This window comes from Phyllobacterium chamaecytisi, from assembly GCF_020164455.1.
Lineage (GTDB): Bacteria > Pseudomonadota > Alphaproteobacteria > Rhizobiales > Rhizobiaceae > Phyllobacterium > Phyllobacterium chamaecytisi.
Map to the genome: position 1 here is coordinate 301,648 of NZ_JAIQWW010000006.1, position 24,522 is coordinate 326,169.

Genomic DNA, 24,522 nt, shown 5'->3' on the forward strand with positions numbered 1-24,522 from the left:
AAGTGGTGATTCATGCGTAGACTAGGCATCATCATGACATGGATGTTCATGTCGATCTGCGTGCTCCTGCTTGTCACTTTACCGGTGAACCTGCAGACGCAGCTGATCGCGGGTGCAACGGTCTTGGCCATCATGATGGTGCTCAAGACACTGAATGCAGGCGGCATCTGGCGGTTGATCGCGCTAGCCTTCGGGACGGCTATCGTCATGCGCTATGTCTACTGGCGCACGACCAGTACTCTTCCCCCGATCAACCAGCTGGAAAACTTCATCCCGGGTTTTCTGTTGTATCTGGCGGAAATGTATAGCGTGATGATGCTGGCGCTCAGCCTGTTCGTGGTGGCTATGCCTCTGCCGCACCGGCCCGACCGGCCAACAGTCAAGGGTAAACTGCCGAGCGTCGACGTCTTTATTCCGACCTATAACGAGGACATCGAACTCCTGGCCAATACCATGGCGGCGGCTAAGGCCATGGATTATCCTGCCGACAGGATGACCGTCTGGATTCTTGATGATGGTGGGACCGTACAAAAGCGCAATGCCGAAAAAATCGTTGAAGCCCATAGCGCGGAGAAGCGGTTCACCGACCTCAAAGCTCTCTGCGAAGCGCTTGACGTTCGCTATCTCACCCGCGAGAAGAACGCACATGCGAAAGCCGGCAATCTCAACAATGGTCTGGACCATTCGACCGGCGAACTGATCGCGGTCTTCGACGCCGACCACGCGCCTGCACGCGATTTCCTGTTGGAAACAGTTGGCTATTTCAATGAGGACGAGAAGCTGTTTCTTGTCCAGACACCGCATTTCTTTCTTAATCCCGATCCGCTCGAACGCAATCTGCGGACATTCGAACAGATGCCGTCCGAAAATGAAATGTTCTATGGCATTATCCAACGCGGCCTTGATAAATGGAACGCCGCGTTCTTCTGCGGATCAGCTGCGGTCTTGCGCCGTGAGGCTTTGAACGTGACCGGCGGTTTCAGTGGCGTCAGCATCACCGAGGATTGCGAGACGGCGATCGCACTGCATTCACGCGGCTGGAATAGCGTTTATCTCGACAAGCCACTCATTGCTGGCCTACAGCCTGCGACGTTCGCGAGTTTCATCGGCCAGAGAAGCCGCTGGGCACAAGGCATGATGCAGATTTTGCGCTTCCGTTTTCCCCTTTTCAATGGTGGTCTCTCCGTACCGCAACGTCTGTGTTATCTATCCTCCACGTTGTTCTGGCTGTTCCCTTTTCCCCGCGCCATATTCCTCGTTGCTCCCCTGTTCTATCTTTTCTTCGGCCTCGAAATCTTCACCGCATCTGGCGGCGAGTTCCTTGCCTATACGCTCATTTACATGATCGTGAACCTGATGATGCAGAATTATCTCTATGGCGCATTCCGCTGGCCCTGGATTTCGGAACTCTACGAATACGTACAAACAATCCATCTTTTGCCCGCTGTCATCTCGGTGATGCTGAATCCACGCAAACCCACTTTCAAGGTGACTGCGAAGGATGAACGGATCGACCGCAGCCGCCTATCGGAGCTGGCCGCACCTTTCTTCGTCATATTTTTCGTACTCCTCGTCGGTGTCGGAGTGACCATCTACCGTATCTATACGGAGCCATATAAGGCCGATGTCACGTTGGTTGTTGGCGCCTGGAACCTGCTCAACCTGATCTTTGCTGGTTGCGCTCTCGGCGTGGTCTCGGAACGAGGAGATAAACGGCCGTCCCGCCGCGTCAAGGTTTCGAGGCGCTGCGAATTCCGACTTGGCGACAAATGGGTCCCTGGTACGATAGATGACGTTTCGGTCAATGGCATACGTGTCCAGCTTTTGGGAAATCTCACCGATCAGCTGTCCATCGATATGGCGTCGGACGTTCGCTTCAAGACATCGGCGACTGGTGAAATGGGCGATCTTCCCATTCAGGTACGAAACATCCGAAAGCAGGCTGGCGAGACTGCGGTTGGGTGCCTGTTCATGCCCGACGATCCCACCGACCATACGCTGATAGCGGATCTGATCTTTGCAAACTCTTCGCAATGGACGAAATTCCAGCTCGACAGGCGCGGCAATCCAGGCCTTATCAAGGGAACCATTTGGTTCTTCGGCGTAGCCATGTTCCAGACCTACCGTGGCTTCTCCTATCTTGCTCGGCAGATCACCGGAAGGGACAAGGCGGGATGGGAGCGCACGTGATGAAACGGCTGTTCACCGCCTGCCTATTGACCATGCTTGCCACGCTGCCCTTGCAGGCTCAGGTCTCGCCGTTCGACATGTCACCTGAAAAACCGGCGGAGGAACCAGCTCCACTACCGGAACAGCCGACTGTGCCTGCAACGCCCGATCTTGTTCCCGTATTGCCCGCTCCAAAGGTAGAAACCCCGGCAGTCCGCTATATCATCCCGCAAGACAGCTTGTCCTTCAGTGGAGAGACCGGCGAGAAAACCTGGGCCGTCTTCATTACCGAGGATCAGGCGGCGTCTGCGGCAACGTTGTCACTGACTTACCAGAACAGCCTTATCGTCGCACCGGAATGGTCGACACTGACCTTGGCAATCAACAATGCCCGGATCGTCAACGAACCTGTGCAATCTTCGGAAAACAGGAAGACGCTGACTGTCGATGTCCCGGCAGGAATATTGAAGGCAGGTCTCAATGTCTTCAAGATGAGTACCAGCCTACGTCACCGTACGGACTGCACTGTGCAGTCGACCTATGAATTGTGGACGGAAGTTGATCCGTCCAAGACCTTTCTGTCATTTACAGGAGATGGTGCCCGCAGATTCAGGAAGATCAATGATGTACGGGCCATCGGCGTCGATGCGGCGGGGCGCACGACCTTTAATCTCGTCGTGCCCGCCATCAATCGTATGGCGGCGACAGCGCCAATGTTGCACCTCGCCGAAGCACTGGCGGTCCTTGCCAATATGCCCAATCTGGCTGTTACGATCTCTCCGGCAATGCCGAAAGAGCAATTGCCCGGCTCTCTCACGATCTTGGTTGGCACCGATGATGAACTGCAAGGCTTGCCGGAAGCCTTGCTCGCAAACACCCCTGGAGCACCTCTCGCCGCTTTCGTAGATGATCCGGCTACGGGAGGTTCTGTGCTGCGCGTCCGCGGGCCGGATTGGCAGACCGTAACGAATGCTGTCGCCAGCATAGTCGATCCGTTGAAGCGCGAAATCGGCGTGCCCCGCTCGTTCCTTTCAACACAGACATGGCGCTCACCCGATGTCCCTTTGTTCACTTCTGCGTCCCGGGCGAAGTTCAGTGAGCTCGGTGTCGCAACACGCAACTTCAACGGACGGCGTTTGCGCACGGAATTTGCAATCGGCGTGCCATCGGACTTTTATGCCAATGACTATGGCAAAGCGACAATTCTGCTGGATGCCGCTTACTCCGAGGACGTTCTCCCGGGCAGCCAGATCAATATCTACGTCAATGACAATATCGCTGCAACGCTTCCCATAACCACGAGAGGCGGCGAAATTCTCCGGCATTTTCCTATCGGTTTCACCATGCGGCATTTCCGTCCCGGCGCCAATCTGATTACATTGGAAGCCGTACTCAGCACGCGTTCTGACACGGTGTGTGCACCAGGAACGGGCGCAACCTCCCCTACGCGTTTCGCCTTGTTCGACACGTCAGAATTCGTGATGCCTGACTTCGCCAGGATCGGCACTATGCCCAATCTGGCAGGCCTGAGTGGCACGAGCTTTCCCTATGGCCGCTCCGACAAACCGCTGCCGGTGATTATTAACAACGGAGGAGAAAAGACTTACTCCGCCGCCGCCACCCTGCTCGCACGCATGTCCGTCGCGGCAGGAAGGCCGCTCGAGGTCGACCCGCGGGCTACCGCGAACTCGACCGTCAATTCAAACGCCCTGTTTATGGGCGCAATTCCCCAGATCGAGTCGACCGTGCTGACCCAAACCGGCATTGCCGAGAACATCCGTACAGTCTGGAGCGACGTACGAGGTGTCGAACCGGCAGCCGAGACCGGTCCCACACAGGTCGAATTCGATCAGTGGCGTGAGCGGCTCGCCGGACGTGGCTGGCGCGGACAGATCTCGTCATTCGATGATTGGCTCAACCGCACCTTCAACATCTCGCTGAATTCATTCTCTTTTTATGCTGGCCGCGACGAGCCCTATGCACCGGAACCTGCCGCTTCGCTATTGATCGCGCAGAAGGCTAATCCTGCGGGCGATGGCGTCTGGACCCTGGTGACCGCGCCTACGGACGATAGCCTTCTGGACAGTATTCGCGCCATGACACAGCAGGATCGCTGGTCAAAACTCGACGGCCATATCTCCATCTACAAAGGCGGCACTGACGAAATTCAGGAGGTACCTGTCGGCGAATTTACTTTCGTGCCGACACAGCCCCTATCCTTTTCCAATATGCGCCTGATCATCGCCAACTGGCTTTCCGGCAATATTCTTTCGTTTTCGCTGCTGCTCATCGTCTTTTCGACTTTGCTTGGTATCGCCACGTCGCGTCTCCTTTCCAATTTGGGGAGGCGCGTATGAGGCTGTACAGTTTTGCCTTGGCAGTTCTCGTGGCTCTTGTTTGGAGCAACACTTCCATGGCGCAAACATCGGCAAAGGCTCACATAAAGCCGGATGACTGGCAGGCCTACAAGTCGCATTTCGTCGACGCGAGCGGCCGCGTCATCGACGACGCCAATGGTAAAATCAGCCACAGTGAAAGCCAGGGCTATGGTTTGTTCCTTGCGTACCTCGCCAACAGCAAGGCAGATTTCGACCTCATCTGGTCGTTCACGCGCACGGAGTTTCTGCTCCGCGACGATGGCCTTGCAGTATGGAAATGGGACCCAAACAGCAAGCCGCATGTGACAGACAGCAACAACGCCTCCGACGGCGACATTCTAATCGCTTACGCGCTTATTCTTGCAGGATCGGGGTGGGACCGCAAAGATTTGACGGCAACTGCGAAAACCATGATCCGGGCCATTGGCAAAACCAACGTGATCGAGGCGCAGAAACAACTCCTGCTGCTTCCCGGTGTGACCGGCTTTTCCGCGACCGAGCGCGAGGATGGCCCGGTTATCAACCTCTCCTACTGGATTTTCGAGGCCTTCCCGAAATTTGCAGCCCTCGACCAAGCGACCGACTGGAACAGGCTTGGTAAGGATGGCTTGTCATTGATCGATGTCGCGCGCGGGGGTCCACGCTCTTTGCCTGCTGACTGGATCTCCGCAAGAACGGTTTTGAAACCCGCCAAGGGATTCCCGCCTGAATTCGGCTACAACGCCTTGCGTATCCCGCTCTATATGATGCGTGCCGGTGTCACCGATCGCGCACAGCTCGAACCGCTGCGTCATGGCATGTCGCCTGACGGTACAAACGTCGCGATTGTCGATATTCCGAGCGGAGCTGCGACAGAGACCCTGACCGATCCCGGTTACACAATTATTCCTGCGCTGGTCGATTGTGTACTCGACAAGAAGAAGCTTCCCGAAAGCGTAAGGTCCTTCCAGCCAACACTTTATTATCCATCGACACTCCATTTGTTGTCGCTATCCTTTGTCTACGCCCAACATCCGGAATGCCTATGAAGAAGTCGACGCTGCTAGTCCTTCCCATTATCGCCGCCTTCGCCGGACTCGTTGCGGTTCAGTTGGACTATGTTCCAGCTCTGGCAACCACGAACGGCTCAGTCCGTTTGGCAATGCTTGAGAGCAGCGATCCGCCGCCAGACGCGCAAGCCGACGGTAGCTATGTCGTAGCTCAGTCCGGGCGGGCACCGAAAACGCAAGCCCCCAAGCCGGCTGCGCCAGCGCCCGGTGCAGCGACTGCGCCCAAGGTGGATGAAACGGCGCTTCGCTATTTCGCCCGTCAAGGAGACAAGCGCAGGCTCGAAGCGGAGATCGCTCGTTTGCGCGCACTTTACCCTGGCTGGACGCCGCCGGCCGATCCGACCTCTGTGATGCCGCAGGCAGACACGGCGCTCGATGCGATGTGGAAGCTTTACGCAGCTGGCAAACTCCCGGAACTGCGCAAAGCCATTCAGGAACGACAGACCTCCGAGCCGGGCTGGAAGCCTCCGGGGGATATGTTGCAGCTGGTGGAACTTGCAGAATCACGCGAGCAATTGATCAACGCATCAGACCTCAAGCAGTATGATACCGTCATCCGCATCGGTTCGTCCCACAACAGTCTTTTGACTTGCAGCGATGTCGATGTGCTCTGGCGGGTTGCCGAAGCATTTGCCAAGACTGACCGTGTGGCGCGGGCGAAAGACGCCTATGGTTATATTCTCGACAACTGCACCAAGCCCGAAGAGCGGCTGGCGACAGTTCAAAAGGCGCTGCCGCTATTGAGCCGGGCCGATCTCGACGCCTTACTTGCAAGAGAAAAGACAAATACGGACGGCAGCAAGGAATTCGATTCCATTCGCAATGACCTTGCACGAAAGGCAGTCGCCGATGCGGGCTCAGACCCAAAACTGGCGGTATCGCCAGCCGATATGAACCGTGTCGAGAAGCTGGCGAATGACATTGTTGAGCCTTCCGACCCGTTGATCCTTGGTTGGTACTACCTGCGTCGCAACGACCCGGTGTCCGCCGAAAAATGGTTCAGGCTTTCCCATGACCGTGAAAATGCGGCCTCGTCTTCGCAGGGCCTCGCGCTTGCGATGATCGCGCAGTCCCGGCCTGCAGAAGCCGAGGCAACCATCTATGAATGGCGCGACAGTTCAGACGGTGCGAAAGCCGTTTATATGGCGGCCGTTGCAAACCTTCTGGCACAAGATCCGCCTGTCGAAATTGCTCCGGCGATACTGCAACGTATGGTTCCGGAGGTCATGAAAGCCAAGGACGCCAATGCGGCACAGCAGCTCGGCTGGTATGCCTACCTCCTCAACCAGTTCGAGACGGCGTCCGGCTGGTTTTCAACAGCACTTCTATGGAAACCCGACGACGAGCCATCATCCTATGGTCTGGTCCTAACCCGCGAGCAGCTTGGCGATACAACGGGAGTCGCCGATATCCAGCGGCGCTGGGCAGGCAAGTCCGACCGGATCGAGCGGCTTGGCGAATTGCGCAACACGCGTCAACGCGGTCTGGTTCCGTCACCGGAGCGCTTTGGCACCGATACCTCGACGGAAAGCCAACCGGTGACGCAACCAACGACTAACCCGGGAGCTCCGGCGACAGCGCTTCCCCAAGACAGTTCAGTCGTCGCAGCCAATCCACTCAGCACAACTCTTGCCCCTACGCTTGCGGACCGGGTCGCCGAAACCATCGCTCGGACCGGGGCCCAGCCGCAAAATTCGCAAAATCAAATCGAACCGGTGCAATCGGCCCCAGAACCGCGACGTACAGGTCCACCTCAGCAGCCAACGGTCAACACCGGCCAGCGCGCATCTCGGGGTTGCACGACAACTATCGATCCGCAAACGCTCTCGCCCGGCGCCGCGTTGATGCGCGGCTGGTGCCTGATGGACATCAATCGTCCACTTGAAGCGGTGGCAGCATTCGAACGAGGTTTGCTCAGCCGATCGGAAGCGGCCAAAAGCGACGCCGCTTACGGTCAGAGCCTCGCTTATCTCCGTGCTGGACTTGCCGACAAGGCGGCTGTCGCGGCGTCCAAAGCGCGTCAGAAACAGTCCCGTCAGATCGAACTCGACACCGCATTGCTGGCATCCCGCGCCACGGATTCTTTTACCGCCGGCCGCTACAACGAAGCCTTGCTCGCACTTGACCAACGGGCGCGCATAGCACCGGAGCGCAACGACCTTATGGTTCTGCGCGGTTATGCTTACCTGAATTTGAATCGCCTATCCGATGCGCAGCGGGTGTTTGAAGCCGTGGCGGCTACGGGCAGCAAGGACGGCTTGCGGGGTATGGCAACGGTCAGGGCAATACGGAACAAGGAGTACTGAGGGAGATCGGAACCCTTGTTATTTTGACCTGTTGTTATCGTTCGGTTTTATTGTACTGAACCGTTGTACGGTGTTGTAGCGCAAATTTCTGATTTCAACGATGCCACCTTCTAAAACGGTGTAAATAACTTCCCCGTTTTTCGCTGTAGCGGTTTCACCAGGCTTTCCCTCCCCTCTTATGATCTTGTTGATCGTTGCGAGCTGCGATGCATTGTCTTTGTCGGCAAATGCAAACGAGGAATGCAAACTGATCGCCAAGACCAAAGAAAGAAGAGCCATTATTGGTCTGTTCATCATCATTCCTTCAGCGAGGTTAGCCGAAAACAAAGCGTGCCACTCTAACTCGATTGGTGTTCTCCTTCCTAGCTCGAGCTGCAGGTAAAAGCCCAGAGCACAAACTTTTATTCGCATGAAGAAGCCGTTCTGGAAAAACCCCCTTAACAGTTCTGTTACAACCTTTTGGTTGCCGCAGCACGGCAAGCATCTGTCGATGATACTTTGTAACGTTCATTTACCAAATCGTTCTGGCGTGAAGTGCGCCGTCACCGGGTCAGTGTTGCCGTTGATGAGCCCGGCGACTAATCTGCTCGTGATGGCGGCCAAGGTGAGTCCGAGATGGCCATGGCCAAAGGCGTACACCACATTATCGCTATTGCGGCTCCATCCAATGACCGGCCGCGAATCCGGCAGAGACGGTCTGAAACCCAGCCACTTCGCTGAAGCCTGATCCAATTCGGGGAAATACTGGCGGACTCCGCGGTCCAGAAGTTCAAACCGCGAAGGATTGGGGCCAGCCGAGGTTCCTCCAAGTTCCGCCGTGCCGGCTACCCGAAGCCGCCCGGCCATGGGCGTCATGTAAAATCCGAGATGGGTGGGACAAACAGGTCGCTGGAGCAGCGGACTTTCCGTTGTATATTCGAGATGATAACCGCGCTCGGTTTCGAGCGGAATCCTATCCCCCGCCTGCAAAGCGAGTTCCCTGGAAAAAGCGCCAGCCGCGATCACTACGGTTTTGGCTGTCAGATCGAGATCAGGCCCGCTAAGATGCGTCCGATCGCCATTGATTTTGAGATTAACCACTCGCGATCTATGAACGTCCACGCCTTTGGCGTTTCCTGCTGCAGAAAGCTGACGCATCAACGCGCTCGGATCCGTGACATGTATGGAGTCGGGGAAAAAGACGCCGGAGCCCTCGAACCGCGGAAGCGTTGGCTCCATCGCAGCCACTTCCTCCGCGCTGAGTGTTTCCTGACGCATCCCGAGCTCGCACCGAATCGAATGAGCCCACGACCCGCGGGAGCGGTTGCTCGTGTTTTGCTGCACATAGAGACAGCCGTTCCTGCGCATGAGTCTTTCGGCTCCGGCTTCCACCGTCATCTCTTCCCAAGCCGGCAGAGCTTCGACCAGCAAGTCTGCCAGAGCAACAGCATTTGCGCGGGCAGCCGCAGGCAGGGATTGACGCACAAATCGCACCAGCCAAGGTGAAATCTGGAAGAGTGCAGCCCAACGCAATGAAAACGGACTGTCGGCATCTAGCAATAGCCGCGGCAGATTTTTGAGAACATCCGGATTGCCCACTGGCACGCAAGCGTAGTCTGCAAATGTTCCGGCATTTCCGAACGACGCGCCCGAACCAGGCTCGTTCGGGTCGATTATGACGACCTCGCGCCCCTCTGCCGCCAATCGCAGTGCGATAGTTAGGCCGATGACGCCAGCGCCAACGATTGCGATTTCAACGCTCTTTGGACCGCTCACCAGATTCTCCTAGACGAAGCCCGGAATCTGCAGATGTCCTGCTTCCAGCAATTCGCGCATTATCTTCAGGGCACGCCGGAGGTCATCCCGGGAGCGCGCCGCACCGATATTGATGCGTACGCCGTGCTGCACGGGTTCGCGTCCGACTGCGAAAGCATCGCCAGGCAAAACACCGACACCTCGCTGCAGGCACGTGCGGGCAAAGCTGGCGCCGCGCCAAGGTTCGGGCAAGTGTAACCAAGCATGGGTTGAGGTCACATCGGTCTGAAGATCGAAATCTCCAAGCACTTCGGTGAGAATGTGTTGCCGTTGTGAGAGCTCCGCTTTCTGCGCCTCGATCACCTCAACCGCACTGCCCTCTTCGAGAAGAATAGTTGCGATCAGCGCCGCCATCGGATTAACGCTCCAGCAGTTGATCCGGAGCGCTGCCGCCACCTGCCCCATCATGAATCGCGGCCCAATAGCAAAGCCAAACCTCAATCCCGGCGCCACGCACTTGGAAAATCCGCCGATATAAACGGTTAGTTCCGGTTCGAGACTAGCGAACGACGGCGGGGACTCGTTGAGCAGCGGACGGTAGACATCATCTTCGATGATAAGCACATTGTGTCGCCGCGCTATTTCAACAATTTCTCTGCGTCGCGTTTCCGAGAGGGTGATTGTTGTCGGATTATGCAGGCTGGGCACCAAGAAAACCGCTCTCGGTCGCCATTGTACGCAGGCGGCGTCGAAGGCGTCGGGCCTGAGCCCACCCTTGTCCATCGCGAGGCCCCGCAGGTCGAGACCGTGCGAGCGACAGAGGGCATTGATGCCCTGGTATGTCACTTCATCGGCTAGAATGACGTCGCTTTTCTGGGTCACGGCACTAAGGACGCAGTCGAGGGCATGCTGGGCACCGATTGTCAGTACAACCCTCCCCGGATCGCCGTCACCCGCAACCGGCTTCAGCCAATCCGCCACTGCCGTTCGTGCCCAGAGCGGCCCCTCGGCAGGATGGTAGTCCTGAATTGAATCATAGTGGCGGTTCTTGGCAAGTCGTGGCAGAAGCGCTGTGAAAACGTCTAGATAGGCATTGGTAGCGGGGCGGTTGATCGAAAGGTCGACGATACCTGCCTCTTCGCTTGGAGCAGAAACGAAGCCAGCTCCAGCGTCATTCTTCTGATCCGCGACAAGCATGCCCCTGCCTGGCCGCGCATCAATGAGCCCGCGCTCCTGAAGCGTGGAGAAAGCTCGCGTTACGGTTGTTACATTGATTCCAAGGCTTTGGGCAATCTCGCGTTGGGGCGGCAGTCGTTCGCCGGCAGTGAGCAGACCGCTCGCGATCCGGTCGGCAATTGCGTCCGCAAGGCGACGGTAAACGGGGCCTTCGCCTCCGGAAAGCTGCAAATCTTGCATCATCAATATTGAGCCATTCTGCGCGTTACATCCGGCTTGTACCACACGACAAATGGCCAAACAATCGAATTTATGTGGGATAACTTTTCAATTAACATAATTTTTGTTGGAAATGCCACACAATTAGAACTTGACATACCGATTGTATGGTTCATTATCCCACTAACGGCCGATTGTATGATCATATAAGTTCAACGATCCCTGAGGAGGAGCAGATGTGCCCAAAACTTTGGTTGCGTGAAGCAGCGTGGAAGCTGGAACTCGATCCGGGCACGCCGCATATTGTAGCTGGTGACCCGGAATGATGGTCACGCATACGAATAGACAATTCGAAACGTTAGCTGCGAAAGGCGTCTCTCACGCCGAATCCGATCGATTTGTCGAATTTGTTGACGTCGAGAAGTCCTACGACGGCCGTACGTTTGCAGTGACACGGCTCAACATGCATGTGGCAAAGGGCGAGTTCCTTACATTGCTCGGGCCTTCAGGCTCCGGCAAAACGACCACGCTGAATATGCTGGCGGGTTTCGAGCGTCCAACCAATGGCAGCATCATGTTGGACGGGCAATCTGTCGATCGTCGCCCGCCCTATGAACGCAATATTGGCATGGTCTTCCAAAACTACGCGCTGTTTCCGCACATGACTGTCGAGGAGAACGTCGGGTTCCCGCTTTCCGTACGCAAATTTTCGAAAGCTGACGTAACCACCCGCGTCCATAAGGCGCTGGATATGATCCAGCTGCGGAAGTTCGGCGACCGTCGGCCTGGGCAGCTCTCGGGTGGGCAGCAGCAGCGCGTCGCACTAGCTCGAGCGCTGGTGTTCGAACCAAGCCTTGTTCTTATGGACGAGCCGCTTGGAGCGCTTGACAAGAAACTGCGCGAACACATGCAGCTTGAGATCAAGCAGCTTCATTCCATGTTGGGAGTGACCATCGTTTACGTCACCCACGATCAGAGCGAAGCGCTGACCATGTCGGATCGCGTCGCTGTATTCAACAACGGCGGCATCGCCCAGATCGGCACGCCAGACAATTTGTACAAAAAGCCGGAGAGCCCTTTCGTCGCGAGTTTTATCGGCGAGAACAATACGCTTGAAGGCGTTGTTGAACAGGTTTCAGGCGATGTTTGCCTAGTGGCCTTGAGGGGTGGCGGACTCCTCCGCGCGACTGCCATCGACATTGGAACTCAAGGAACCTCGTGCCAAGTCGCGATCCGCCCGGAGTGCATTAGGATCGCTGCGGCTGCCGATGAGGAAAACGATTTCGAGGCCACTGTCGAAGGAAGAATCTATCTCGGCGATCATTTGCGGCTCCTGGCACGGCTCGACAATGGCCAACTGCTAGGTGTGAAGGTTGGCCCCGAAACTATAACAACAGAGGCTCAACGAATTAGGCTCGGCTGGTCGCACACGGATTGCCGCGCATTTCCGGCACAGCAATAGGTACAAAGACCACAACTAAGAACAAGAGAGGGACCCATGAAACGCAATTCTTTCCATTCCGTTGCCTTGGCGACAGTCGCCGCCTGCGCACTTTTCAGTCATTCCGCCATTGCCGAGGAGTTATCCATCATGGCCAGCGGCGGCGCGTGGCAGGACGCGCAGCGTAAAGCCTGGTTCGAACCATTCAGCAAGGAAACCGGCATCAAGATTGTCGAACAGGAATATCTCGGCGATCTCGGCAAGGTCAAAGCCATGGTCGATACCGGCAATGTGCCGATCGACCTTGTTACCGTCGAGACTGCTACGGTTCTACAGGGTTGTGATGCAGGCATCCTCGAGCCCCTCGATTATTCAAAAATTGCCGACCAATCCAAATTCATTGAAGGCTCGGCTCTCAAGTGCGGTGTCGGCCTTGATGCCTATGGCGACATCCTCGCCTACGATCCGAATGTTCTAAAGGAAGCGCCAACATCGGTGCTCGACATCTTCGACACGACGAAATTCCCCGGCAAGCGCGCAATGCGGAAATTCCCCGCGCAGAACCTTGAATGGGCGCTCATGGCCGACGGAGTGCCGGCAGATCAGGTTTACGAGGTCCTTGGCACCCCGGAAGGCGTTGATCGCGCATTCAAGAAGCTGGATACGATCAAGAGCGATATCGTCTGGTGGGATGCCGGCGCGCAACCGGCACAATTGCTTGCCTCAAAAGAAGTGGTCATGACGACGGCATGGAACGGCCGCATCCAGAATGCGATCGACACGGATTCAAAGCCGTTCAAGATCGTCTGGGACGGTCAGATCCTCGAATATGACATGATCAGTATTCCAAAAGGCGCGAAGAATCCGGAGCTTGCCTATAAGTATCTCGCCTATATCAGCAAGCCCGAGAACAACGCCAAGCTCGCTAGTCATATCACCTATGGTCCGGTGCGTACCGACGCAACCGAGTTTGTGGCTGCCGATGCGCTGCCCAAATTGCCGAACGCTCCGGAGCACATGAAATCCTATCTCGTCGCCGATACCGAGTTTTGGGGCGATTATGGCGAGGATCTGGTCAAGCGCTTTAACGCCTGGCTCGCGCAATAGCCATGTCCACGGCCCAGCCCACAAACATGGATCAGGGGCAGTTCATTACCGCTCCCAACGCGGCCGACACCAGATCGGTCGCGGCGGCGATCCGGAGATCCCAGGCGCGAGAACGCTTGCGCTCGTTCGCGCTTGCCACGCCGCTCCTGGCCCTATTGCTCCTCAGTTTTGGCATTCCGATCGCCATTCTCCTGTCGCGGGCCGTTTACGACCCAACGATCGCCAATGCTTTACCGCTTACCGGCGCTGCGATGCGGAGCTGGACCGGCAACAGAATCCCTGATGACAAAACCCTTGAAGCACTCGCCGCCGATCTCAAAGCCAGTCAGCAAAATGGAAATCTTTCCGAATTTGCGAAAAGTTTGAATGCACGGTTACCCGGCGCCCGCAGCCAGATTCTCAAGACCGCCCGCGCGCTCGACAAGGAAGGGGCGACTGATGCTGTATCCGTCATCAAATCGGTGCCGTTCTGGACCAGCCCCGGCACATGGGCAACGATAGAGAGAGGAAGACATGCCCTCACTTCATTCTATCTCTTGAGCGCGGTCGACCTTCGCTGGAACGCCGACGGAAGCATCGAACGCGTCCCTCCCGAGCAGGCTATATTCCTGCGCGTTTTCGCACGTACCTTCCTCGTGGCGGCAACGGTTACGCTTGCTACGCTCATACTCGGCTTTCCTCTCGCCTACCTGATTTCCAGCGTGCCAAAAACACTTGGGGCGATACTCATTGTTGCCGTTCTACTGCCGTTCTGGACGTCGATCCTTGTGCGGACCGCAGCGTGGACTGTGCTTTTGCAAAAATTCGGACTGGTCAATGATGTTCTCCTTTGGCTCGGCGTGACCGGCACCAGACTCGACCTGATGTACAGCCGGCTTGGGCTCATCATTGCCATGACCCACATCCAGTTACCGTTCACGCTACTGCCGATCTACAGCGTCATGCGCACCATCCAGCCGTCGCAGATGCGCGCAGCCTATTCCCTAGGCGGCAGGCCGTTAACATCGTTCTTGCGCGTCTATCTTCCGCAGGTGGTGCCGGGAATTATGGCGGGCTGTTTGCTGACGTTCATTCTCTGCCTCGGCTACTACATTACGCCAGCTCTTATCGGCGGCGCTGGCGACCAGCTGATCAGCAATTTCATTGCCAACTACGTCAATGTCGAACTGAATTGGGAAATGGCTGCGGCACTAAGTTTCATCCTTCTCGTTTTCACCATGGGACTTTATGCGGTGTTTGCCCGCATGCTCGGTCTCGATCGCTTGAAGCCGGTGTGATCATGCTGTTATCTCCCTATCCCACGATCGGCGAACGAATACGGGTTACATTGTTATGGCTCTGGGGCGCCCTCGTCATCGCCTTTCTGATGGTGCCGATCCTCATCCCTGTGCCGCTTTCGTTCAACAGCGGAGCTTTCTTCGTGTTTCCGCTGGAGGGGCTTTCCACACGCTGGTACGAGGTGGTTCTCGGCACCGACCGCTGGCAGACGGCAATAGGGAACAGTCTGATCATCGCCTTCGGCACCACCGCCCTCGCCACGGCGCTCGGAACGTTGACGGCGATAGCGCTATCCAGCGACAGATTCCCGGCGCGGCGCATCATCATGCCGCTGGTGATTTCCCCCTTGATCGTGCCGGTGGTCATCACCGCTGTAGGGTCCTATCTCTTTTATGCACGGGTTGGTTTGGCCAGCACCTATTTGGGGATCGTTCTCGCTCACACCGCCCTCGCCAGCCCCTTTGTGGTCGTGACCGTTGGGGCCAGCCTGACGGGATTTGATCGCAATCTCATGCGGGCCGCATCGATTGCCGGCGCGAAACCTGTCGTCGCATTCTATCGGGTCATGCTGCCCTTGATCCTGCCCGGCGTCCTGTCGGGAGCAGCTTTTGCCTTCGTGACGTCCTTCGATGAGGTCGTCGTTGCCCAGTTTCTTGCCAGCGCCAATCAGCGAACGATGCCGCTCGAAATGTTCATCGGCCTACGCGAAAGGCTGAGCCCGGCAATCACCGCCGCCGCAACGCTCATGATGCTGCTTTCGATCATATTGCTCGTGGTTGCCAATCTTCTGGCAAGACGCGGTGCCAGGAAGGTAAAAACATTCGCGTGAAATCCGTGTCTAGGTGAACGTGACGTAGCACCAAACGTGAGCCGACGACGTGGCCATCAATGATTTCCGGGTGGGGCCTTCGGTGGAAGCTGGTAGGCAAACATGACGATCAGCAGAGGTATCAAAGTTATCAGCGCTATCATGGCCCATGCATCATTGATCGATTGCACCATCGCCGCCCTTGCAACCATTGGGCTGAAAATGCTCTGAGCAATCGCATCGAATTTACCCGGCATATGCGCAACAACCTCGTTGGCAGGCATTCCAATAAATCTTTCCGTCCGCTGATCACCCGCTAGCAAACCGTTGGCAATTGCGATGCCGTGCGTTGTCGATCGCGTATAAATGACCGTGTCAATCAGCGCCAGACCTATCGCACCGCCAAGATTGCGCATCAGATTGAATAAGCCACTGGCATCCGGAACCCTGTCATCTTGGAGACTACCCAGGGCAAGACGCGTCGGCGGGAGCAGACAAAACATTATTGCCAGACCGCGGATGACTTGAGGCCAGAACATCGAGGAAGCATCGGTTTGCGGTACTTGAAACGCACTGCAACCGAGGCCAATTGCGAACAACAGAAAGCCTATGGTTGACAGCAGTCTCGCTTCGACCCGTTGTTCCAGCATGACGGCAAAGGGCGCAATCATCAGCTGCGCAATGCCGGTCACAAGCATTATTTCGCCTATTTGCAGCGCGTTGTGGCCCCTGACGAAAGCCAGGAAAACGGGCATGAGATATACTGATCCGAACAGACCGAAGCCCAGAACAAAACTCAGAATGCAGCCAATAGTGAAATTTCGGTCCTTGAAGTTATGCAGATCGACTATCGGCGTGAGCGACGTCCATGTTCGCCGGGTAAAGGCAGCCAGCATAACCACACTGAAAGCCGAAAGTGACAAAACGACGGGGCCTAGCCAGCCGCGTTGCGGCGCTTCTTTCAATGCGATCTCCAAGGCGGCAAGACCCATCGCCATCATTGCCAGCGATTGAAAATCAATCGAACGGAAATACTTGAGTTCCATTGGCGCGCGCGGAAGCAGTAAAGCTGCCAATGACGCCGCGACCAGGCCAGGGACGACATTGATTAAAAAGAGCCAGTGCCATGAGTATGTCTCCGTGATCCAGCCCCCGATGATTGGTCCAACCGTCGGAGCCATGACTGCGACGACACCAGCCACGGTTGTGGCGATGCTTTGGTGCCGCTGCGGAAACAACAGGAAAACCGCAGAGAAAACCAACGGGATCAAGGTCCCGCCTGAGAACCCCTGCAGGACACGCCAGCACACAAGAGCATTGAAACTATCGCTTTGCGCACATCCGACGGAAGCAACGGTAAACAGCAATGTGCCAAATACAAAAAGCCAACGCATACTAAGCAAGCGGGTCAGGAAGCCAGTCAGTGGGATGGCAACGATTTCGGCGATCAAATAGGCGGTCTGAATCCAGCTCATTTGATCTGGGTTGATGCCCAAAGCACCCTGGATTGTTGGTAGCGACGTGGCGACGATCTGGACGTCGAGAATGGCCATGAACATCCCGATGCACATTGCGAAGAAGCCCAGCCAGGTCGAAAGACTTGGCAACCGCGCTTCGCCTGCATCAAGACTTTGCATCATGGCGCAACTCCGAAAGCGCGGAATTCTCTTCCCGAATCCTTACCGCCAGAACAAAGGCATTCAGCGCGGAGAATGCGACAGCATACAATACCAGCCCAAAGCACAAGGGCAGCACGGCGATCTCTCCGATCACGACGACATAATTCGGATGCGAAAGGAAACGGTAAGGGCCTGTTCTCACGAGAGGGCTTCCCGGGAAAACGATGATACGCGTGGTCCAGCGCTTGCCCAACGTCCCAAGTACCCACAACCGCAGGCCTTGAAGCAATATGAAAACGGCAAGCCATCCTGGTTCAATCGGCCTATCCCAGGCAAAAATCCACAAGCCGACAAGCCAGGCAGCGTGCAACGCCACGATGAAAATATAATGACCCGGCGCGGCTTCATATGCTCCCTTCGCCAGCAGGGCTTTGGTGTTACGTCTGGCGAGCAGGAGTTCACCAAGACGCTCGACGGTGACGAAAGCGAGGAGCATCGAAGCCGCGATCATGCGGCTCTCTTGAGCGAAACACAGCTGACGCTGAAGCCCGGGCCCATCGCCGTCAGCAATGTGCGGGATGGCAAACCCGGCTCGACGACGCGGTCCAGAACGAACAGTGCTGTAGGGGCCGACATATTTCCGTATTTGGATAGCACGTCACGTTCATGGTCCAGGCTGCCTTGACCAAGGGAAAGCGCAGTCTCCAGGGCAGTCACGACTTTGGCTCCGCCGGGATGACAGGCAAATCTATCGATATCCGCAAGTTCAAGATTCGCGCGTCCGAGGATTCCGGAAATAGCCGGGGCGATGCGCTCTTCTGCAAACGGTGGAATATCGCGATCGAAAATGACGCCGAAACCCTGTCTGTCAACGCTCCAACCCATTATGTCCAGCGTGTTTGGCCAAGTGTGCTGGCCGGACATCTCGACGCCGGCTATTCCCTCTTCTGCAACCTTCAGGACGCATGCCGCCGCACCGTCCCCGAAAAGCGCGCTGGCAACGATATTGGCTTTTGTCAGTTGATCCAACCGGAACGCCAGTGTGCACAGTTCAACAGCGACTAACAGGACGACGGTTCCAGGTCTTGACTTCGCAAGTCGAGAGGCAATGGAGAACCCGGATACACCGCCCGCACAGCCCAGACCAAAAACGGGCACTCGTTCGATGTCATCGCGAAATCCCATTTGCTGGGCCACGCGGGCTTCCAGACTCGGAGTGGCGATACCCGTCGACGAGACTGTCACAACCGTATCGACGTCTTTTCCCCTGATACCCGCCTTCTCCAGGGCGGCATTGGCCGCCGAGGCGAACAAACTGCACGCTCCCTCGATATAGGCGGCATTTCTTTCCGGCCACCCCAAAGGTTCCAGATACCATTCCAGTGGCTGGACAGCATAGCGCGTGCGAATGCCTGAACTCTCGAAGACTTTCGCCAAACGGTCAAAGTCTCGGAATCGGGCCGAAAAAGCCTTATGTGCCGCAGCAGCGGCATCACGTTGCTGAATAATGTGGGCGGGCACTGCTGTGCCGATTGATATCAGTTTCACGGATTGAGACATCGACACTCCTTGGTGACATTGCCTCTGCTGTCGACGTGGCACAAGTGCTACCACGAGGATCCTGCAAGACACATCTCTTCGACAACACCTGAACTGGTATCAATATTCGGGGAATAATTATACCGCCTGGTCTCGATAATTACGGGCAGTAGTAAGGGTCGCCGCCGAAGAAGGCGGGACCTGCAAACCGATTGGATGCCTACCCAGTTTGGTGAAGACGGCTGCCGTGCCGTGGGAATGTCCTATGATATACTCAACAAACGTCCGAAAATCATACTACAACGAGATTTCTTATCGTCAGCCGAATAGCAGCGTCGCTCGCGCGAGGCGAATTTGACTTTCTGCAAAAATACTTCAAAAATGAAGTAAAATTTCAATCATGCGATAATATAGCCTTCGTACAAAATTTTATTTGTAGAAACTGTTACGTTAGTTCAAGTTGAGGAAAGTTGATCGATACTATCGTCTTTTTAGAGATGGAGACTCAAATGCCAATTGACAGGTTTTTGTTTGATCTGCTTGGGGTCGGAGAGATTAATGGTATCTATAACGTTGCCATCGGTACCGACCGGGCAGAGGAAATTCGCATAGACAGTCCCTTTCGCTGGTATGTCGAAGGCCATGGGGGCGGCGATACGCTGGTCGGCGATATATATGACACGGTGGGCTACGCCTCCTCACCCGAGGCGGTGCGGATCGATTTGACCTCCGTGGGCACTGACGGGTACCTCGACATTGCCGCCGGCGGAGATGCCTGGGGAGACCGGGTCGCCGCCGGATTCTCCAGCGTGGTGGGATCGGAGTTCGATGATCTTTTGACCGGTGACGGGCGCGACAACGTGCTCGCAGGCCTTGCCAGCGATGATGGCCTGGTCGGCGGCGGCGGCAATGACATCCTTGCCGGCGGCCTGGGCGCGGACTCACTCGATGGCGGAACTGGCGATGACGGGCTTCTTGGCGGGATCGGGGACGACATTCTGCGGGCTGGCAGCGGTAATGACTGGCTTGAAGGCGGGCTGGACAATGACCGGATAAGCGGAGGCGAAGGCAATGATCATCTCCTCGGCGGTGATGGCGATGACTGGATCGACGGCGGCACGGGCGACGATCTGATCAGCGGCGCGGCCGGCAACGACAATCTCGTTGGCGGCGATGGCATTGACAGCCTCGATGCCGGTGCGGGCGACGACACGATCAGCGGAGGCGCCGGCGGAGATCGCATCAATGGCGGCGACGGCATCGACAGGATCAATGGTGGTGCGGGGGTAGATCACATCAGCGGCGGTGCCGGTGGTGATTTCATCGCCGGAGGCGACGACGGGGATTTCATCTCTGGCGGCGACGGCAACGATCTGATCGATGGTGGTGCCGGGCAGGACTTTATCTGGGGCGGCGCAGGCAACGACGTGCTCATCGGGGGGACAGAACGGGACACACTGATGGGCGGTGCCGGGGACGATATCATCGTCAGCAATGGCGGCAACAACATCATATCGGGCGGCGAAGGCTTCGACACGCTGGACATGTCCCAGGCACATGATCCATCCGACATTGGCCCAGACTACTACATAGACATCGAGCACTTCATCGGCAGCCGTTTCGACGATTCAATCGGCGGCAATGCCTCGGACAATATCATCGAAGGCGGACTCGGCTCCGATACCCTGACCGGCAGCGGCGGGGCCGATACGTTCACTTTCAACAAGGCCGACGATAGTTTCTCGTTCCGGGCAGAGCAAATCGGCAGCGACACGATCACTGATTTCAGTTCCGCCGAAGGAGACAGGATCGATCTCAGCGGCATCGACGCCGATGCCGCTACATCCGGTGACCAGGCCTTTCATCTTATCGGCGGTAGTGAATTCTCGAATTCTGCCGGCGAGCTGCGGATATTCCAGGTCCAGCAGGATGCGCCCACCGATCTCGATCATTGGATGGTCGAGGCCGATAGCAATGGCGATGGTACCGCCGATCTGATCATGCAGGTCGACGGGCATTTCGAATCTGGATTGTTGGCGCATGATTTCACGCTGTAAGGCCAATTCTGCGCTTGCCTAGTCAAGCTTGGACCCCGTTCCGCTAAAACCCTAGAATCGCCAGCGACCGTTTGTCCATGCGACCGAGGCAAAATTGATCCAAAGCACGTTTGAAAACAAAGGGATCACTCGATGCCAGTGAAAAGAGGGTCATCGACGAACAGAACTTCAGATCATCGGGAGATCCCAGTATTCGCTTGAGAGGCATATCGGCGTGGGTCAACACTGTTTCAGTGCAGATCACCAACCGGTTGCCTAGTAGCCGATGACCCAGATAGGCTCGCGCTTCTTCAAGCGATGCTATGCCGTAAAACTGTGCCATGGAGGAGTGGCCAAGATTCTTCAGCTGTGGAAAGACGAACCACATCCAATGACTGCGTTTTTGTCCTGACCTCAACTCCTCGAGCACCCGCTCAAAGAGAGGTTCCTGCGCTTGGACAAACCTTTCCAGGTTAAATTCGGTTGCTTCTGTCATTACACTATGTGTCGCGACCTCCTGGTCGAGCTTTTCGGCGCGCCCGCTATTGCCACATGCCTCGCAAACGCGCTCCGATGTCCACGCGCATCTTTGGCGGCTCCGTTTGTCCGGCCGCGGTAGACCGTGCCAGAGGCCATGCGATGCATTCGAAATATTGCAATAGCGTAGCCGGGATGAATCGCGTCCGAGAAGCATAAACATGCCGGTCGCCCTGGGCATTCTGGCCGTGGGTAAAGAATCGCTGCGGCACAACAAGGTGGAGATTGTCCTTGGCCCGTGTCATGGCGACGTAAAGCAATCGCCGTTCCTCTTCGAGTTCTGCCGTAGAACCGACACCGAGGTCGGAGGGCATGCAGCCATCGACAACATTGAGCATATAGACGGATTTCCACTCTTGGCCCTTGGCCGAGTGGATAGTCGAGAGAATCAGATAATCCTCGTCAAGCAGCGGCACGCCGGACTGGTCGCTGGTCGCGTCCGGCGGATCAAGCGTCAATTCAGTGAGGAATCGCTCCCGCGATGGATAACCCGCCGCAATCTGTTGCAATTGCAACAGATCAGCTTGCCGCATCGACGCGTCTTCGTGGATGCGTTCCAAATGCGGTTCGTACCAGAGCCGTGCCTGCTCGATCTCGGCCGGCCACGCCGCTTTCCCTGCACCGATCTGCTGCAGCATTTGTACAAAGCCCATCCAGTCCTCGCCGGCGCGCGGCGGGACGGGTATGTCGGTGAGCGCTGCAATTGGATCGGTTTTTTCCGCCATCTGGTCCAGCACACGTTGCGCGGACGACGGTCCGACACCGGGCAAAAGCTGCATCAGCCGAAAACCCGCCACGCGGTCGCGCGGGTTCTGCGCAAAACGCAACGCGGCAAGCATATCCTTGATATGAGCGCTATCGAGGAATTTGAGCCCGCCGAATTTGACGAAGGGTATGTTGCGGCGTGTCAGCTCTACCTCCAGCGGCCCGCTGTGATGCGACGTTCGAAAAAGCACTGCCTGCTGTTTCAAAAGGGTTCCGGTTTCGCGGTTTTCCAACACGCGTTCCACGATATAACGCGCCTGATCGGTCTCATCGCGAACACTGACAAGTTGCGGTCGTTCAGCCGATTGCCGTTCCGTCCAGAGGTTCTTGGTGTATCGTTCCGAGGCAAGGTCGATGACGCCATTGGCAGCCGCAAGGATGGTCTGCGTGGAGCGGTAGTTTCTATCGAGCGTTATGATATCCGCGGATGGGTCGAACGCCTTGGGGAAATCCAGGATGTTACGAACTGTCGCGGCGCGAAACGAGTAAATCGACTGTGCGTCGTCTCCAACCACGGTGAGGCCCCATCCACCTGGCTTCAGCGCCAGGAGGATCGAGGATTGCAGGCGGTTGGTGTCCTGGTATTCATCCACCAAAACATGGTCAAAACGGCCGCCCATATCGTCGGCGAGCATTGAGACACTGGCGGTTTGCGCCCAGTAAAGCAATAAATCGTCGTAATCGAGAATGTTCTGATGCTGCTTGGCTTGAACATAGGCGGCGAAAAGCTGGCGCAGTTGAGCATCCCAGCTTGCACACCAGGGAAAGGAGGCCTTCAGCACTTCGTCGAGCTGCTGTTCCGAATTGACGGTGCGGGAATAAATAGCGAGACAGGTGCCTTTGGTCGGAAACCTGCTTTCCTTTTTGGAAAAGCCCAGTTCATGCCGGACGATATTCATCAGATCGGCAGAATCCTCGCGGTCATGAATGGTAAAATCCGGGCTGAGGCCGATCTGATCCGCATATTCGCGCAAGAGACGGGCGCCAATGCCATGGAATGTACCCGCCCATTCCAGAGCGTCGACCATAATACCGGACTTCGCACCCAGCACCTGACCGCATATGCGCTCGACGCGGCGGGACATCTCGGCGGCGGCCCGGCGTGAAAACGTCATCAGCAAAATCCGGCGTGGATCAGCTCCGTTTACGATCAGGTGTGCGACGCGATGCGCAAGCGTATTGGTCTTGCCCGAACCGGCACCTGCAATCACCAGTAGCGGGCCGGCCACCTGACCTACGCCATATTCCACCGCCAGTCGCTGCTCGGCATTCAGTTTTTCCAGATAGGCAGCGCTCATATGGTCCCCAACAGGCAGCCTCGCGAATCAGCCGCGAACAGAGAGTGAACGTAACATCAGGGAAATTGGTTGGGAAGGTCATGCTTGAGTGCACGGTTACAGCGGGCTTTCAGCGGGATGAAACCATCGGCGTACCAAGGCGTTCTGCTATTACTGATCATTTCAGCAAAGGCTCATTTTGGAGTTCCAATACCCTGCGATCGAGCCACATCGTTCTGGCCACCGAAAGGATGCTACCATGGTCGATGATTTCGACGAAGACGACGAAGATGTCTGGGCAGTTCACAATTCCCTCGGCTGGTACCTCGGCATATTTGTTGCTGGCGTGATAGTGGCAGCATTCGTCGCGAATTTTGTCTAAAATACCTTGTATTAATAAACGAGTGCGCGAGAGCTTCGGCGCAATACTTTTGGATACTGTCTAAGAAATAGTAGCAAACCGCGATTGATTGAAGCGACTGCCATATCCGTGCAGACTGGCGTGGCTGATTGACCCCAGCAGGCCCGGTGCCCCATCCCCCCCAGCCCGCCGGGCTTTTTTTCCATGAAAGTGCATATGATCCGAAATGGATTCAGACGACCAAGACCCGCCGAAAGCCGAGTATGATCCGTATCTTACGCCGATGCGACCCTACGTGGTGCTTTTCGTCGTAGTAACCGTCGCGGTGCTTTTTGCAGGTTGGTTGTTCAGTCGGTGACATCCAATCCCAAGAGGAAAGCTTAGCTCGTTCATGTCAAAGCAGGCTTCGAAGATTTGAAGCCTGCTTTGAATTCTTAACCTCAGATATTCTGATAGTTTGGCCTATCGTTGGCCGTTACCCCCTTTGCCGCCGCCACCGTTGTTGCCGCCACCACTATTGCCACCGCCGTTGTTACCGCCATTTCCGCCTTGGTTGCCGTTCCCGCTACCGGAATTACCCTGTCCGGAATGGTCACCGTTCTCGCCGTTGTTGTGGCCGCCCGAATTGCCGGGAGCGTCCTGATCGCCGTTGCCATGACCATTGTTGCCGCCGCCATTATTGTCGCCGCCATTATTGTCGCCGCCGTTGTTGCCGCCGCCATT

General features: G+C 56.4%; 19 protein-coding genes. 11 read left to right on the forward strand and 8 right to left on the reverse strand.

All coding sequences use genetic code 11. The annotated features are described in order from the left end of the window. Positions 1 to 12 precede the first annotated feature (12 nt). From bcsA to LB462_RS12265, 4 genes are read left to right on the forward strand one after another with little or no spacing between them, the layout of a single operon-like run. On the forward strand, positions 13 to 2,190 hold the full coding sequence (bcsA, locus tag LB462_RS12250; protein WP_224508199.1) for a UDP-forming cellulose synthase catalytic subunit: 2,178 nt from the start codon (positions 13 to 15) through the stop codon (positions 2,188 to 2,190). Further along, positions 2,190 to 4,526 (forward strand): cellulose biosynthesis cyclic di-GMP-binding regulatory protein BcsB, encoded by a 2,337-nt coding sequence (locus LB462_RS12255; RefSeq protein WP_224508201.1) that lies wholly within the window; start codon positions 2,190 to 2,192, stop codon positions 4,524 to 4,526. The genes bcsA and LB462_RS12255 overlap by 1 nt, the downstream gene beginning before the upstream one ends. Continuing rightward, positions 4,523 to 5,575 (forward strand): family 8 glycosyl hydrolase, encoded by a 1,053-nt coding sequence (locus tag LB462_RS12260; RefSeq protein ID WP_224508203.1) that lies wholly within the window; start codon positions 4,523 to 4,525, stop codon positions 5,573 to 5,575. The genes LB462_RS12255 and LB462_RS12260 overlap by 4 nt, the downstream gene beginning before the upstream one ends. Further along, positions 5,572 to 7,902: a cellulose synthase gene (locus tag LB462_RS12265; RefSeq protein WP_224508204.1), complete on the forward strand. Its 2,331-nt coding sequence runs from the start codon at positions 5,572 to 5,574 to the stop codon at positions 7,900 to 7,902. The genes LB462_RS12260 and LB462_RS12265 overlap by 4 nt, the downstream gene beginning before the upstream one ends. 18 nt (positions 7,903 to 7,920) lie before the next feature. On the opposite strand, the gene LB462_RS12270 is transcribed toward LB462_RS12265, so the two are convergent. The 3 genes from LB462_RS12270 to LB462_RS12280 all read right to left on the reverse strand — a co-directional run bounded on the left by LB462_RS12270 (position 7,921) and on the right by LB462_RS12280 (position 11,055). Continuing rightward, complete coding sequence (locus tag LB462_RS12270; RefSeq protein ID WP_224508206.1) at positions 7,921 to 8,313, reverse strand: hypothetical protein; 393 nt, start codon at positions 8,311 to 8,313, stop codon at positions 7,921 to 7,923. 96 nt (positions 8,314 to 8,409) lie between these two features. Continuing rightward, entirely contained in the window at positions 8,410 to 9,657 is a 1,248-nt protein-coding gene (locus LB462_RS12275; RefSeq protein WP_224508208.1) for an NAD(P)/FAD-dependent oxidoreductase, read from the reverse strand. 9 nt (positions 9,658 to 9,666) lie between these two features. Continuing rightward, positions 9,667 to 11,055 (reverse strand): aminotransferase-like domain-containing protein, encoded by a 1,389-nt coding sequence (locus LB462_RS12280; RefSeq protein WP_224508210.1) that lies wholly within the window; start codon positions 11,053 to 11,055, stop codon positions 9,667 to 9,669. Between the two features lie 301 nt (positions 11,056 to 11,356). On the opposite strand from LB462_RS12280, the gene LB462_RS12285 reads away from it, so the two are divergent. Genes LB462_RS12285 through LB462_RS12300 form a run of 4 tightly spaced genes read left to right on the forward strand, consistent with a single transcriptional unit; the run spans position 11,357 to position 15,686 of the window. Beyond that, positions 11,357 to 12,493, forward strand: coding sequence for an ABC transporter ATP-binding protein (locus LB462_RS12285; protein WP_370637125.1), 1,137 nt, complete (start codon positions 11,357 to 11,359; stop codon positions 12,491 to 12,493). A gap of 36 nt (positions 12,494 to 12,529) precedes the next feature. Continuing rightward, entirely contained in the window at positions 12,530 to 13,579 is a 1,050-nt protein-coding gene (locus LB462_RS12290; protein WP_224508214.1) for an ABC transporter substrate-binding protein, read from the forward strand. A 2-nt stretch (positions 13,580 to 13,581) separates the two neighbouring features. Next, positions 13,582 to 14,856, forward strand: a complete 1,275-nt coding sequence (locus tag LB462_RS12295; protein ID WP_224508215.1) for an ABC transporter permease — start codon at positions 13,582 to 13,584, stop codon at positions 14,854 to 14,856. Between the two features lie 2 nt (positions 14,857 to 14,858). Further along, on the forward strand, positions 14,859 to 15,686 hold the full coding sequence (locus tag LB462_RS12300) for an ABC transporter permease (RefSeq protein WP_224508217.1): 828 nt from the start codon (positions 14,859 to 14,861) through the stop codon (positions 15,684 to 15,686). Positions 15,687 to 15,742: 56 nt separating this feature from the next. Here LB462_RS12300 and LB462_RS12305 read toward each other — a convergent pair whose 3' ends face one another. Genes LB462_RS12305 through LB462_RS12315 form a run of 3 tightly spaced genes read right to left on the reverse strand, consistent with a single transcriptional unit; the run spans position 15,743 to position 18,844 of the window. Then, a complete protein-coding gene (locus LB462_RS12305) occupies positions 15,743 to 17,305 on the reverse strand; it encodes a DHA2 family efflux MFS transporter permease subunit (protein ID WP_370637119.1) in 1,563 nt (520 codons plus the stop codon). After that, the gene (locus LB462_RS12310; RefSeq protein ID WP_224508219.1) at positions 17,289 to 17,795 is read right to left on the reverse strand and encodes an isoprenylcysteine carboxyl methyltransferase family protein; all 507 of its coding nucleotides are present in this window, start codon (positions 17,793 to 17,795) and stop codon (positions 17,289 to 17,291) included. Before LB462_RS12310 ends, LB462_RS12305 begins: the two co-directional genes overlap by 17 nt. Beyond that, on the reverse strand, positions 17,792 to 18,844 hold the full coding sequence (locus LB462_RS12315; RefSeq protein WP_224508220.1) for a type III polyketide synthase: 1,053 nt from the start codon (positions 18,842 to 18,844) through the stop codon (positions 17,792 to 17,794). The genes LB462_RS12310 and LB462_RS12315 overlap by 4 nt, the downstream gene beginning before the upstream one ends. 488 nt (positions 18,845 to 19,332) lie before the next feature. Here LB462_RS12315 and LB462_RS31325 point away from each other — a divergent pair, with 488 nt between their 5' ends. Continuing rightward, positions 19,333 to 20,880: a calcium-binding protein gene (locus LB462_RS31325; protein WP_304610445.1), complete on the forward strand. Its 1,548-nt coding sequence runs from the start codon at positions 19,333 to 19,335 to the stop codon at positions 20,878 to 20,880. 43 nt (positions 20,881 to 20,923) lie between these two features. Here LB462_RS31325 and LB462_RS12330 read toward each other — a convergent pair whose 3' ends face one another. Both LB462_RS12330 and LB462_RS12335 read right to left on the reverse strand, forming a co-directional pair. After that, positions 20,924 to 21,355 (reverse strand): DUF1810 domain-containing protein, encoded by a 432-nt coding sequence (locus LB462_RS12330; protein WP_224508222.1) that lies wholly within the window; start codon positions 21,353 to 21,355, stop codon positions 20,924 to 20,926. A gap of 46 nt (positions 21,356 to 21,401) precedes the next feature. Further along, on the reverse strand, positions 21,402 to 23,459 hold the full coding sequence (locus tag LB462_RS12335; RefSeq protein WP_224508224.1) for an ATP-dependent helicase: 2,058 nt from the start codon (positions 23,457 to 23,459) through the stop codon (positions 21,402 to 21,404). A 238-nt stretch (positions 23,460 to 23,697) separates the two neighbouring features. Here LB462_RS12335 and LB462_RS31165 point away from each other — a divergent pair, with 238 nt between their 5' ends. Together LB462_RS31165 and LB462_RS12340 are read left to right on the forward strand one after the other, a co-directional pair. Further along, the gene (locus tag LB462_RS31165) at positions 23,698 to 23,820 is read left to right on the forward strand and encodes a hypothetical protein (RefSeq protein WP_255626566.1); all 123 of its coding nucleotides are present in this window, start codon (positions 23,698 to 23,700) and stop codon (positions 23,818 to 23,820) included. A gap of 447 nt (positions 23,821 to 24,267) precedes the next feature. Next, a partial coding sequence (locus LB462_RS12340; protein ID WP_224508226.1) for a hypothetical protein occupies positions 24,268 to 24,522 on the forward strand: 255 nt, incomplete at its 3' end.